The following is an 11,753-nucleotide window of genomic DNA, read 5'->3' on the forward strand; positions in this document are numbered from 1 at the left end:
GTTGCACGACGCTGGGGCCACAGCTTTCTAACGACTCAACCCTGTGGTTATGGGTCCCGGCTTTCGCCGGGACGACGAGGGGAGAGATTGCGCTGCGCTTCGTCCGCGCTACGGATTCGTCACCGTCGCTCTCGGAAGAACTCGCGCAGCAGCCGCGCGGACTCGGTCTCGCCGACCGCGCCATAGACCTCCGGCACGTGGTGGCAGGTCGGCTGCGCGAAGAACCGCACGCCTGACTCGACCGCGCCGCCCTTGGGGTCGGCGGCGCCGTAATAGAGCCGGCGGATGCGGGCAAAGGAGATTGCGCCGGCGCACATGGTGCAGGGCTCCAGCGTCACGTAGAGGTCGCAATCGACCAGCCGCTCGGTGCCGATGGCCTCGGCGGCCTGCCGGATCGCGAGGATTTCCGCATGGGCCGTCGGATCGCGGTCGGTCAGGGTGCGGTTGCCGGCGGTGGCGATCACCTCATAGCCCCGCACAATCACGCATCCGATCGGAACCTCGCCCGCTTTTCCGGCATTTTCGGCGGTTTTTAGCGCCAGATCCATGAAAGAAGGGGCAGACATGCCTCGTATCATCGGAAGAAACCTGCTAGTAGCGTCGCCTTCAGCAGAAGTGGATGCCGGTTTTGCGCCAGTCGCGCCCAGATGGCGCGCGTATCGCCGGTTGCCCTGCGCCCCAATTGAACATCCAGGCGAGAACATTCATGCCCCGCGACAGCGACAAAAACAACGATTCCCGCGGCCGGCGTGATCGACCCGGCGGCGGCAAGGGTCGCTCCGGTGCCGCCCGTGGCCCGGACAAGAAGTTTGCGAAGCGCGGCTTTGGCGACAAGAAGTTTGCCGGCAAGGGTGATGGCGAAAAGCGGCCCTACCGCGGCGATCGCGAGGACCGTCCGCCGCGCCGCGAGTTCGGCGACAAGCCGAGGTTCAACCGCGACGACCGCCCCCGCGGCGATCGGCCGTTCCGCCGGGATCGCAACAGCGACCCTAGTGATCGGCCCGCGCGTGACGGCGATGGCGAGAGGCGCACGTTCAAGCCGCGCGAAGACCGCGGCGGCGAAAAGCGACCCTACACGCCCCGTGGCGACCGCCCGAACTTCAATCGCGACGACCGCGCGCCGCGGCGCGATCGCGATGATGCCCGCCCGGCGGGGCGGTCTTCCGATCGGAAGTTCGGCGACCGCAAGCCTTACGCGGCGCGCGAGCGCGACGGCGAGAAGCGGCCGTATACGCCGCGTGGCGAGCGATCGTTCGGCGATCGTCCCTCGCGCGGCGGCGACCGGCCCGCGCGGAAATTCGGTGGCGACAGCAAGTTCAAGCGCGGTGCGGCGGATCGCGGGGGTGATCGTGGCGATCGCGGCCCGCGCAAGGACTTTGGCGATCGGCCGCCGCGCGGCGAATCCAAGCCATGGCAGAAGCGCGAGGGCGGCTCCGATCGTCCGGAGCGGGGTTCGCGTCCGTTCCGCGACGGCCCGCGCAATTTCGACAAGCCGCGTTACGACAGGCCGCGCGATGATCGTGGCGGCGGCGAGCGGCCCAGGTTCTCGCGCTCACGCGACGATCGCGAGCAGGGCGATCGCCATGAGCGGCCGAAGTTCAGCCGGCCGCGCTGGGAGCGGGACGAGGCTGGTGGCGACAATCGCCGCCGCGAGCGCCCCGAAGGCCGCACCGATTGGCAGGAACATCCGCGCAGCGAAGGCCGCTTCTCCGACCGGCCGCGCCGCGACAATGAAGACGACAGCAAGGTCTTTGCGAAGCGCCCGGCCTTCGGCGGCCGCGGCGCCTATCGCGAACGCTCCTACGACGAGCGCCGCGAGCGTCCCGAGCCGAAGCCGAAGAAGACCGGCGAGCGCATCGCCAAGGTGCTGGCGCGCGCCGGTCTTGCCTCACGCCGCGATGCGGAGGAGATCGTCACCCAGGGCCGGGTCACGGTCAACGGACGCGTGATCAACTCGCCGGCGCTCGATATCACCGAGAACGATGTCGTGGCGGTCGACGGCAAGCCGTTGCCGCCGCGCGAGCGGACGCGGCTGTTCATGTATCACAAGCCGCGCGGGCTGATGACGACGCATGCCGATCCCGAGGGGCGGCCGACCGTGTTCGACAATCTGCCCGAGGGCTTGCCGCGGCTGATCTCGATCGGCCGGCTCGATTTCAACACCGAGGGCCTGTTGCTGCTGACCAATGACGGCGGCCTGGCGCGGACACTGGAGCACCCCGACACTGGATGGCTGCGCCGCTATCGCGTGCGCGCGCATGGCGAGGTGACGCAGGGCCAGCTCGACCAGCTCAAGGGTGGCGTCGAGGTCGACGGCGTCAAATACGGGCCGATCGACGCGACGCTGGAGCGCGACCAGAGCTCCAACGTCTGGGTGGTGTTCGCGATCCGCGAGGGCAAGAATCGCGAGGTGCGCAATGTGATGGCGCATCTCGGGCTCGAGGTGAACCGCCTGATCCGGATCTCCTACGGCCCGTTCCAGCTCGGCGAGCTCGAGGAGGGCAAGGTCGAGGAGGTCAAGACGCGGGTGCTGCGCGAGCAGCTCGGCGAGAAGATCGCCAAGATCGCGGGTGCGGACTTTGCGCGGCCGGAGCAGCGTGACGCCGCCGACGGCGACGATGCGCCCGCCAGGAAGCCGAAGCCGAGCAAGCGCGAAACGATCAATGACCGCAAGGGCCGCCGCGTGCTGGTGCAGCGCACCGGCAGCGAGGAAGCGCGTGCCCGTAACGAGGACGAGGCCAGCGGCTACGGCCCGCCGCGTCGTCCCAAGCGCGGCTATCACGGCAAGCGCGATCTCACGCCGAAGGACGAGTAACGGTCAATGCGTGTCGTTGGGGGCAGGCTGAAGGGCCGCAACCTGGCTTCGCCGTCGGGCCACGAGATCCGCCCGACCGCGGACCGCCTGCGCGAGTCCGTGTTCAATATCCTGATCCACGCCTACGACAATCCGATTGAGGATGCGCGCGTGCTCGATCTGTTTGCCGGCACCGGCGCGCTCGGCATCGAGGCGGTCTCGCGCGGCGCCAGGTTCACGCTGTTCGTCGACAATGGCGCCGAGGCGCGGGCGCTGCTGCGCAACAATGTCGAGTCGCTCGGCCTCGGCGGCACGACCAAGGTCTATCGGCGCGATGCCACCGATCTTGGACCGGCGCATCCGGTCGAGCCGTTCTCGCTGGTGTTTCTCGATCCGCCCTATGGCAAGGGGCTGGCCGACAAGGCGCTGGCCTCGCTGCGCGACGGCGGCTGGCTGACGCCGGGCGCGCTGCTCGTGGTGGAGGAGGCGAAGGCCGCGGCGTTCGCGGCGCCCGAGGGCTTCGAGGAGCTCGAGCGGCGCGCGTATGACGACACGGAGTTCGTGTTTTTGCGAGCTGTCGCCGCAATCTAATCTGTCGTCCCTGCGAAAGCAGAATTCGTAGGATGGGTAGAGCGAAGCGAAACCCATCAACTTCTGAGCCGCGGGAGAGATGATGGGTTTCGCTGCGCTCTACCCGTCCTACGCGATACTGATTCATCACCGCTAGCGGAGCGCGAACCATGGCCGACACTCTTGCCGGGCTGGCCGGTCAGCTGGAGACGCAGGTCAAGGCGTTGCGCGGCGCTGGCGATGCTGCGGCGCTGCTTGCCGCAGCGCGCGATGCCGCCGACCAGATCGAACGCCGTCGCGGCGCGCAGGATGGTGACGAACGTGAAGTGCTCATGATGGTCCAGCGCTGGACGTTCAATGCGGCGGCCGATTGCTGGCCGGGCTGGAGCGTGTCCGACAAGCCGATCAATCAGGACAATATGCTGGCCGCACGCGAGCTTGCGGAACGTTCGTTAGCGCTGGTGCGGAGCCTGGGGCTCGCACCGCTGCGCGAGGGAACGGGCGTCTGGATGGTGGGGGCCTTCGACCTTGCGCTCGGCCGCTACGACGAGGCGATCAGCATGTTTCACGAAGCACGCGAGCATTATGTTGTCGCGAGCGCGCCCGGCCTCGTGCTGCTGACGGAGGGCTATGTCGCGATTGCGAGGCAGGTCGGCAAGGATCAAGCATCACCTGGGGGTGAAGATCTCGATCAGATCTGCACGCGGATCGCGGCAGGCGGGTTCGAGGACGGTCACGAATGGATCGCGCAACTTCGCACGGTGCTGGACGTGTTTGCCCGGCGGAACAATTCGTAGGATGGGTAGAGCGAAGCGAAACCCATCAACTTCTGGGCCGCGGGAGAGATGATGGGTTTCGCTGCGCTCTACCCATCCTACGAGCTGGATGGCGCTGGCTCGCGGTATCGCCAGACTCCACGTGGCGCCTGATCAGCTCCGACGAGCCGGCCTTCGTTGCGCAGATATTGTGCTGCCCACCGCATATCATACTGCCAAAGATAAAAGGCATCCCCGTGGCTTTGAAGATCATCCTTGTGATTTTCCCAAATGTGCTTCGCAACTTGAACCAACGTTGCCTCTCCACCGTATGCCTTTATGGCGGCTAGGACCCAATCCTTAAGGTCGTCCTTGTAAGACACGATGTCCTCCTGCGAATTCATCGCCGCCCGAACAGCTTCTCGATATCGCTCAGCTTCAACTCGACATAGGTCGGGCGGCCGTGGTTGCACTGGCCGGAGTTCGGCGTGTCCTCCATCTCGCGGAGCAGCGCGTTCATCTCTTCCGGCTTGAGGCGTCTGCCGGCGCGGACCGAGCCGTGGCAGGCCATGGTGGCGGCGACATGCATCAGGCGGCGCTCCAGCGGCAGCGCCTCGTCCCACTCGGCCATGTGTTCGGCGAGGTCGCGCAACAGCCCGGCCGCATTGGCCTTGCCGAGCAGCGAGGGCGTCTCGCGCACGGCGACGGCGCCGGGGCCGAAGGATTCGATAGCCAGCCCGAACGACGCCAGCTCCTCGGCGCGATCGAGCAGCTTCTCGACGGTCGCCTCATCGAGCTCGACGATCTCGGGGATCAAGAGGATCTGCCGCTGCACGCCGTTCTTCGCCAGGGAGGCCTTCAGCTTCTCATAGACGATGCGCTCATGGGCTGCGTGCTGGTCGACCACGATGAGGCCATCGCGGGTCTGCGAGACGATGTAGGTCTCGTGGATCTGGGTGCGCGCGGCCCCCAGTGGCCGGTCGAGCAGGTCGGGCGCGGGCGCGGCCTCGAAGCGCACATCGGCGGTCGGGGCGCCGACGTCGAAGGCAGCCTGTCCGGGCTCGGCGAAGGCGGGGGCCGCGACACCCTCGAACGCGCGCATCGGACCAGCCGGATAGGACGGCGAGCCGCGCCAGTCCCAATTGCCCGGGGGCGGCGGCGTGAAGGCCGGGCGGAAGGCCGAGAGCGCGGCGCCGTCGGCGGTGTTGGCCGCGGTGCGCCTGCCCTCGCGCGCGAGGCCTTCCTTCAGGGCGTGCACGATCAGCGCGCGCACCAGGCCGGCGTTGCGGAAGCGCACCTCGGTCTTGGCCGGATGCACATTGGCATCGACGCCCTCGGGGTCGCAGGTCACGAACAGCGCCACGACGGGATGGCGGTCGCGCGGCAGGTAATCGGAATAGGCCGCGCGCACGGCGCCGAGGATCAGCTTGTCGCGCACCGGGCGGCCGTTGACGAACAGATATTGCCCGAGCGCATTGGCGCGGGTCAGCGACGGCGCGGCGGCAAAGCCTTCGACCACGACCCCCTCGCGCTCGGCGCGCACCTCGATCGCACTGGCGCGAAAGTCCGCACCCAGGATATCGCCGAGCCGGGTCAGCCGGCCCGCGGCGCCGGGCAGCGCCGCAGCCCAGGTGACCGGCGCGCGCTCTTCGCCGGCCAGCGTGAAGGCGATGTCCGGGCGCGCCATGCCGAGCCGCCGCACCACCTCGCGGATCGCCTCGGCCTCGGTGCGGTCGGTCTTGAGGAATTTCAGTCGCGCCGGCGTGGCGTAGAAGAGTTCGTTGACCTCGACGCGGGTGCCCTGGCCGAGCGCGGCCGGCATGACCTCGGACTTCTCGCCGCCTTCGACCGACAGCGACCAGGCATGCGGCTCGCTGGCATGACGCGTCGTGATGCCGAGCTTGGCGACCGCGCCGATCGAGGGCAGCGCCTCGCCGCGGAACCCGAGCGTGCGGATGCGCAGCAGGTCTTCGTCGTCGAGCTTGGAGGTGGCGTGACGGTCGACCGCAAGCGCAAGGTCCGCGCGGGTCATGCCGCCGCCATCGTCGGTGATGCCGATCCGGCGCCGCCCGCCGCCATCGGTGAAAACGTCGATCCGGCTGGCACCGGCGTCGATCGCGTTCTCGACCAGTTCCTTGACCACGCTCGCGGGGCGTTCGACCACTTCGCCGGCGGCGATGCGGTTGACGAGCTGTTCGGGAAGCTGGCGGACGGGCATGGATCGGACGTTCGGAGGGCGATTCGAGGCTGGCTGTTACTATAAGTCGCCGCGCCGGCAAATGCATGGGAGCGATATCGCGGCTGGATGCGGGTTGGGGATGATTCCGGCCTATCGCCTTGAAGACGCTTGGCTTCGGCGGCCGGCGCGTTACGCCCTACGTCCCGATTGTGGGGCCGCGCGCACAGGTATATCGTTTAGAAAAATTATAAGTTCTCGCCGGAGGAACGCCATGTGCCATCTTTTCGCGCATCAGCCGCAACGCGACTATGAATCGCAGACCCGATCGTTGCGGATCGACGGCCATTGCACCTCGATCCGGCTGGAAATGTCGTTCTGGGATACGCTGGAGGAGATCGCGGCCAAGGAAGGCATGTCGCTGGCCAAGTTCCTCACCACCCTGCACAACGAGGTGCTCGATCATCACGGCGAGGTGAACAATTTCGCGTCGCTGCTGCGCTGCTCCTGCCTGATCTACCGCGCCAAGGCGAATGCACCGGCGGTGGTCCCGGACTATCGCGGGGCGGCGGCGATCATGGATGCGGCGGAATAGATTTCGCTCCGGTCTATCACGCAAAGAAGAAAGCGGCCTTGTCCAGTTGGGCGAGGCCGCTTCAGTGAGAGGGGAATTGTATTTTCTTGCTGGATCTCCTCGCTAGATCTCCTTGCGCTGCATTGCGCCGGCGATGTGGTCGGCCTGCCGGATCGCCAGCGACACGATCGTCAGCGTCGGGTTGCAGGCAGCACCGCTCGTGAACTGGCTGCCGTCGGAGACGAACAGGTTCTTGATGTCGTGGGTCTGGCCGAACTTGTTGACCACGCCATCGCGCGGCTTCTCGCTCATCCGATTGGTGCCCATGTTGTGGGTCGAGGGATAGGGCGGCGTCGGATAGGTGACGGTGGCGCCGACCGCCTCATAGACCGCGGAGCCCTGCTTGTAGGCGTGATCGCGCATCGCGACGTCGTTCGGATGATCGTCGAAATGCACGCTGGCGACCGGCATGCCGAACTTGTCCTTGATCTTCGGATCCAGCGTGATGCGGTTGGTCTCCTGCGGCATGTCCTCGCCGACCAGCCACATGCCGGCCATCCGCGGATAGCCCTCGATCGCGCTGGTGAAGCTGCGTCCCCAGGCGCCGGGATTGAGGAACGCGGCCATGAAGGGCAGGCCGAGCGACAGCGTCTCCATCTCGTAGCCGCCGACGAAGCCGCGCTTCGGATCGTTCTTCGCCTCGTCGCGGATGATTCCGGCCATCGTGGTGCCGCGATACATGTGCACCGATTTCTCGAAGCTCGCATACACGCTGCCGGTCATGTGCCGCATGTAGTTGCGGCCGACCTGGCCGGATGAATTGGCGAGCCCGTCCGGGAACATGCTGGACGCGCTGTTGAGCAACAGCCGCGGGCTCTCGATCGAGTTGCCGGCGACCGCGACGACGCGGGCCTTCTGGCGCTGCATGGCGCCGGTCGAATCGGCATAGACCACGCCGGTGACCTTGCCGGACTGGTCGTGCTCGATCTTGATCACCATGCTGCCGGGACGCACTTCGAGATTGCCGGTGGCTTCGCCCTTCGGGATCTCGGTGTAGAGCGTCGACCATTTGGCGCCCGACTTGCAGCCCTGGAAGCAGAAGCCGATCTGCTGGCAGGAACCGCGGCCGTCGCGCAGCTCGCTGTTGATCGCCATCCGCCCGGTGTGCACTTCCTTGTAGCCAAGCTTCTTGGCGCCGGCTTCCATCACCTTGAAGTTGTTGTTGCCGGGCAATCCGGGGATGCCGTTGGTGCGGGTGACGCCCATCTTGTCCTCGGCCTTGGCGTACCACGGCTCCATCTCGGCGAGCGTGATCGGCCAGTCGATCAGGTTGGCGCCGGGAATGGCGCCATAGGCCGACTTGATCTTGAACTCGTGCTCGTCGAAGCGCAGCGAGGCGCCGGCCCAGTGCGTGGTCGAGCCGCCGACCGCCTTCACGATCCAGGCCGGCAGGCCCGGAAAGTCCTGGTGGACGCGCCAGCTGCCCGAGGTCGAGCGCGCGTCGGACCAGGCGAGCTGGGTAAAACTGTCCCATTCATCGTTGATGAAGTCCTGGTTCTCGATGCGCGGGCCGGCTTCCAGGATCACGACCTTGACGCCCTTCTGCGCCAGTTCATTGCCGAGCGTTCCGCCGCCGGCACCGGAGCCGACGATCACCACAACCCCGCTGTCATTCAGATCGAATTTTGCCATTGTTTCCTCCTGACCGTTTCCGACGCTATGCCTTGGGCAGCCAGTCGATATCGGCGAAGCCGCGCTTGATGTAGCCGCCATGCTCGGCGGAGGAGCCCTCGTAGCCGAACCGCGGCCACACCTCCTTGTTGTTGTAGATGGAGACGATGAGGTCGCCGCGGATCTTCTGGAAGAACGCGCTTTGCTCGATCTGTTGCAGCAGCGCGACGCGGTCGTTTTCCCAGGCGACCTGGACATAAGGCATCTTGTGGCGGTCATTGGCCGCCTGATCGAGCCTCGTGACGCCGTCATTGATCAGCGACTTGACCGCCGGATCCTTCGCCGCCTTCTCGTCATACGGCTTGACCGCCGCTATGTAGTAGCTGTCGCCGAGGAAGTCGTGCGGATAGATGTCGCGCGCCATCTTCAGCAGCGTCTTCAGCGTGGCCGGCGTCAGCGTCGTGGTGCCTTCGGCCCACGCATCGGTGATGCCGAGCCCCGTCGAGGTCGCAATCGCGACTGCGGGTGCGGTCACGGCCGCGCCTTTGAGAAAGACACGCCGGTCATATTTGCTGCGTCGATCGATTTCTCTCATGGGTTCCTCCGTCAATTTTTATTTGTGCAATTGCCTTGTTGTTTGAGCATGCTCTTTTTGCTTGAGCATGATCCTGTCGGAAAACCGGTCTCCACTTTTCCGGATCATGCTCTAGCCGAAGCGCCCGCCGCGCTGGATCACCTCGATCTTGTAGCCGTCGGGATCGGAGACGAAGAAGAAGCGCGCCAGCGTCTTGCCGTCATGCTTGAAGTCGCGCAGCGGCCCGGGCGACAGTTTCTCCTTTTCGAAGCGCGCGTGCTCGGCATCGACGTCATCGACGATGACGGCGAGATGGCCGTAGCCGTCGCCGAGCGTGTAGGGCTCCTTGCGATCGAAATTGACCGTGAGCTCGACCTCGAAGGGCGAGGAGGGATGGCGCAGATAGATCAGCGCGAAATCGGGAAATCTCAGATTGTCCGCGATCTCCAGGCCAAACGCGCGCCGGTAGAAGTCGAGCGCTTTGGCTTCGTCGAGCACGCGGATCATCGAATGCACGGGTTTCGCCATTCAGTTCAGCTCCTTCAGATAGGCGATGATCATGGCGCGGGTTTCCGGCTTGGCCTGCCGGTAGGCCATCACGGCGCCCGGGATCACCTCCTGCGGATTGGTCAGCCAGGCATCGAGCCTGACGTCGTCCCAGACGAAATCGGCCTTGCCGAAGCCCGCGGAATATTTGAAGCCGTCGGCCTTGCCGGCATGGCGGCCGACGATCCTGTAGAGCGACGGTCCCTGCCGGACGGCATCCGACATGTTGGTGGTGTGGCAGGTCGCGCATTGCTGCTTGAACAGCGTCGCCCCATCGGGCGGCTTGGCGGCGGGCAAGGGCATCTGCGCGCCGGCCATTTGCACTGCAAGCATTGCGCTGCAAAATCCCAGCCCCAACGTCCGCCTTGCGCGCAGCTTTGTCATCTACATCACCGCCTCTGTGCGGTGACTGTAGGAGGCTGAAATCCGCCGTTGGTAGTAGCGGGCTGTTTCACAGCAGAACAAAGCTGGGCGGTGATCTGGCGCGGAACCGGTGGTTGCCGCATATGCGGACGACAATTTCGCAAAATGACCGCGAAATCCCTGCACGATCACCACACGACGCAGCTTGCATCTCGCGTGCGCCGTTTGCGGAAAATGCAGTCTCGCGCGATGGGGTTCAGGGTCGGCGCTGCAAACGGCGCACCACCTGCGCCGCTCCTCCATCGTCAATTAAAATCCCAGGAGAAGTGGATGACGTTTGCAAAAACCAGCGTGCTCGCCCTTGCCATCTCGGCCGCGATGGCCGGCCCGGTCCTGGCACAGGGAACGACTGCACCGGATACCCAGCTTCGCGGCGGTGCACAGGGCAGAGGTACCATGCAGCAGGGCGGCGGCATGTCCGGCAGCGGCGACGAGGACATGGCTGCGCAGCCGACTGCGCCGACGCAGAAGAGCGGTGCCACCGCCAAGTCAGGCAGCAAGGGAACGGTCGGTAGCGGACGCACGGCACCGAAGTCGGGCGGTTCCGAGATGGCGCCCGCAACCAAGAAATACTAGAGCCTTCCCGGTTCTGATCGATCAGAACCGGAACTCCAGCTTCTTGCTCTGACGCGTTTCCTTCGCGCGAACCGGCATCCGCTTCGCGCGAAAACGCGTCTGGTACGCTGACCGGATCCCGGATGCAGTGCCGCGTGCGCTGCGTCCGGCGTTCCCTAGAGCCTTATCCGCTCCGATTGAATCGGAACGGGGCTCTAGATTCTGGTTTCAACGCGTTTTCTTCACGCGAAGCGGTATCCACTTCGCTCGAAAACGCTTTAATCGTCGAAACGGCGCGTGCCGCGCCCCGCCTTGATGTCGCTGCGGCGCTTCTTGCCCTCGAGCCGGCGCTGCTTGGAGCCGAGCGTCGGCTTGGTCGGCCGCCGCGGTGTCGGCCGCACCATCGCCTCCTTCAACATCTCGAGCAGCCGCTCGATCGCGTCAGCGCGATTGCGTTCCTGGGTGCGAAAGCGGAAGGCGTGGATCACGATCACGCCGTCCTTGGTCATGCGGCTGCCGGCGAGCCGCGCCAGCCGCTGCGCGGCGTCCGGCGGCAATGCAATCTTGTTGGTATCGAAGCGAAGCTGCGCCGCGGTCGAGACCTTGTTGACATTCTGCCCGCCCGGGCCGGAGGCGCGGACAAAGACGATCTCAATGTCGCTCTCGTCGATCGCAAGGTCGCGGGACACCCGCAGCATGACATCACCCAATGGAGGGAAGAATCGGCGGCCGCAGGATAGCGGGTTTGCGCTGGGCGTGCTTCAGCTGCGTAGATGCAGCGTTGGGTACGCCTGAGAGCGCCGCGCGTGGCTTACCCCTCTCCCCACCCTCCCCCGCAAGGGGGGAGGGAGCCCTACCGCCTATACGTCCCTGACGGCCCGAGAATGAGCGGTAGTGTTTGCGGTGACTCGCTGTGAGGTGAGCACGCCTCTCAGGCTCCCTCCCCCCTTGCGGGGGAGGGTGGGGAGAGGGGTGGCCGCAGCGGTGGCGTATGAAAGAAGCGGACGCCCGCCGAAACGCGTCAGTTCGCCTTCGGCGGCGCCGACACCGGCTGCGCCGCGGCTTGCGGGGCGCGGCCGACGATTGCGGTGAGCAGGCCGTTGCCCCAGAGCCGC

The 11,753-nt window shown here is 65.9% G+C and carries 12 protein-coding genes; 5 read left to right on the forward strand and 7 right to left on the reverse strand.

Translation table 11 applies throughout. From position 1 onward, the window contains the following. Positions 1–119 precede the first annotated feature (119 nt). The gene (locus tag PMN64_RS38700) at positions 120–566 is read right to left on the reverse strand and encodes a nucleoside deaminase (protein ID WP_244978690.1); all 447 of its coding nucleotides are present in this window, start codon (positions 564–566) and stop codon (positions 120–122) included. Between the two features lie 140 nt (positions 567–706). Here PMN64_RS38700 and PMN64_RS38705 point away from each other — a divergent pair, with 140 nt between their 5' ends. The 3 genes from PMN64_RS38705 (at position 707) to PMN64_RS38715 (ending at position 4,161) form a co-directional block, all read left to right on the forward strand. Continuing rightward, positions 707–2,815, forward strand: coding sequence for a pseudouridine synthase (locus PMN64_RS38705; RefSeq protein WP_411784557.1), 2,109 nt, complete (start codon positions 707–709; stop codon positions 2,813–2,815). A 6-nt stretch (positions 2,816–2,821) separates the two neighbouring features. Further along, on the forward strand, positions 2,822–3,385 hold the full coding sequence (rsmD, locus tag PMN64_RS38710) for a 16S rRNA (guanine(966)-N(2))-methyltransferase RsmD (RefSeq protein WP_411784558.1): 564 nt from the start codon (positions 2,822–2,824) through the stop codon (positions 3,383–3,385). 149 nt (positions 3,386–3,534) lie between these two features. Next, positions 3,535–4,161, forward strand: a complete 627-nt coding sequence (locus tag PMN64_RS38715; RefSeq protein WP_411784559.1) for a hypothetical protein — start codon at positions 3,535–3,537, stop codon at positions 4,159–4,161. Positions 4,162–4,519: 358 nt separating this feature from the next. Here the strand turns inward: PMN64_RS38715 and mutL are convergent, their stop codons facing one another. Continuing rightward, positions 4,520–6,337, reverse strand: coding sequence for a DNA mismatch repair endonuclease MutL (mutL, locus tag PMN64_RS38720; protein WP_411784560.1), 1,818 nt, complete (start codon positions 6,335–6,337; stop codon positions 4,520–4,522). Positions 6,338–6,569: 232 nt separating this feature from the next. Between mutL and PMN64_RS38725 the strand changes: the two genes are divergently transcribed. After that, on the forward strand, positions 6,570–6,890 hold the full coding sequence (locus PMN64_RS38725) for a ribbon-helix-helix domain-containing protein (RefSeq protein WP_028341066.1): 321 nt from the start codon (positions 6,570–6,572) through the stop codon (positions 6,888–6,890). Positions 6,891–6,992: 102 nt separating this feature from the next. On the opposite strand, the gene PMN64_RS38730 is transcribed toward PMN64_RS38725, so the two are convergent. The 4 genes from PMN64_RS38730 to PMN64_RS38745 all read right to left on the reverse strand — a co-directional run bounded on the left by PMN64_RS38730 (position 6,993) and on the right by PMN64_RS38745 (position 9,963). Beyond that, positions 6,993–8,561, reverse strand: coding sequence for a GMC family oxidoreductase (locus tag PMN64_RS38730; RefSeq protein WP_411784561.1), 1,569 nt, complete (start codon positions 8,559–8,561; stop codon positions 6,993–6,995). Between the two features lie 25 nt (positions 8,562–8,586). Further along, positions 8,587–9,135, reverse strand: coding sequence for a gluconate 2-dehydrogenase subunit 3 family protein (locus PMN64_RS38735; protein ID WP_411784562.1), 549 nt, complete (start codon positions 9,133–9,135; stop codon positions 8,587–8,589). A gap of 111 nt (positions 9,136–9,246) precedes the next feature. Next, complete coding sequence (locus tag PMN64_RS38740; protein WP_069278856.1) at positions 9,247–9,642, reverse strand: VOC family protein; 396 nt, start codon at positions 9,640–9,642, stop codon at positions 9,247–9,249. Then, complete coding sequence (locus PMN64_RS38745) at positions 9,643–9,963, reverse strand: c-type cytochrome (protein ID WP_028341062.1); 321 nt, start codon at positions 9,961–9,963, stop codon at positions 9,643–9,645. Between the two features lie 390 nt (positions 9,964–10,353). Here PMN64_RS38745 and PMN64_RS38750 point away from each other — a divergent pair, with 390 nt between their 5' ends. Then, positions 10,354–10,659, forward strand: coding sequence for a hypothetical protein (locus PMN64_RS38750; RefSeq protein ID WP_028341061.1), 306 nt, complete (start codon positions 10,354–10,356; stop codon positions 10,657–10,659). A 257-nt stretch (positions 10,660–10,916) separates the two neighbouring features. On the opposite strand, the gene arfB is transcribed toward PMN64_RS38750, so the two are convergent. Beyond that, positions 10,917–11,336 (reverse strand): alternative ribosome rescue aminoacyl-tRNA hydrolase ArfB, encoded by a 420-nt coding sequence (gene arfB, locus PMN64_RS38755; protein ID WP_411784563.1) that lies wholly within the window; start codon positions 11,334–11,336, stop codon positions 10,917–10,919. Positions 11,337–11,753: the final 417 nt, after the last annotated feature.

It is taken from the genome of Bradyrhizobium sp. UFLA01-814, assembly GCF_046718885.1.
In the GTDB taxonomy this organism is placed as follows: Bacteria; Pseudomonadota; Alphaproteobacteria; order Rhizobiales; family Xanthobacteraceae; genus Bradyrhizobium; species Bradyrhizobium elkanii.

Excerpts from the sequence above, each read along its gene's own strand:
- PMN64_RS38740 (WP_069278856.1), bottom strand. The coding sequence starts at position 9,642 with ATGGCGAAACCCGTGCATTCGATGATCCGCGTGCTCGACGAAGCCAAA.
- PMN64_RS38725 (WP_028341066.1), top strand. The coding sequence starts at position 6,570 with ATGTGCCATCTTTTCGCGCATCAGCCGCAACGCGACTATGAATCGCAG.
- PMN64_RS38745 (WP_028341062.1), bottom strand. The coding sequence starts at position 9,963 with ATGCCCTTGCCCGCCGCCAAGCCGCCCGATGGGGCGACGCTGTTCAAG.
- PMN64_RS38715 (WP_411784559.1), top strand. The coding sequence starts at position 3,535 with ATGGCCGACACTCTTGCCGGGCTGGCCGGTCAGCTGGAGACGCAGGTC.
- PMN64_RS38705 (WP_411784557.1), top strand. The coding sequence starts at position 707 with ATGCCCCGCGACAGCGACAAAAACAACGATTCCCGCGGCCGGCGTGAT.
- PMN64_RS38750 (WP_028341061.1), top strand. The coding sequence starts at position 10,354 with ATGACGTTTGCAAAAACCAGCGTGCTCGCCCTTGCCATCTCGGCCGCG.
- mutL (WP_411784560.1), bottom strand. The coding sequence starts at position 6,337 with ATGCCCGTCCGCCAGCTTCCCGAACAGCTCGTCAACCGCATCGCCGCC.
- PMN64_RS38735 (WP_411784562.1), bottom strand. The coding sequence starts at position 9,135 with ATGAGAGAAATCGATCGACGCAGCAAATATGACCGGCGTGTCTTTCTC.
- arfB (WP_411784563.1), bottom strand. The coding sequence starts at position 11,336 with ATGCTGCGGGTGTCCCGCGACCTTGCGATCGACGAGAGCGACATTGAG.
- PMN64_RS38730 (WP_411784561.1), bottom strand. The coding sequence starts at position 8,561 with ATGGCAAAATTCGATCTGAATGACAGCGGGGTTGTGGTGATCGTCGGC.
- rsmD (WP_411784558.1), top strand. The coding sequence starts at position 2,822 with ATGCGTGTCGTTGGGGGCAGGCTGAAGGGCCGCAACCTGGCTTCGCCG.
- PMN64_RS38700 (WP_244978690.1), bottom strand. The coding sequence starts at position 566 with ATGTCTGCCCCTTCTTTCATGGATCTGGCGCTAAAAACCGCCGAAAAT.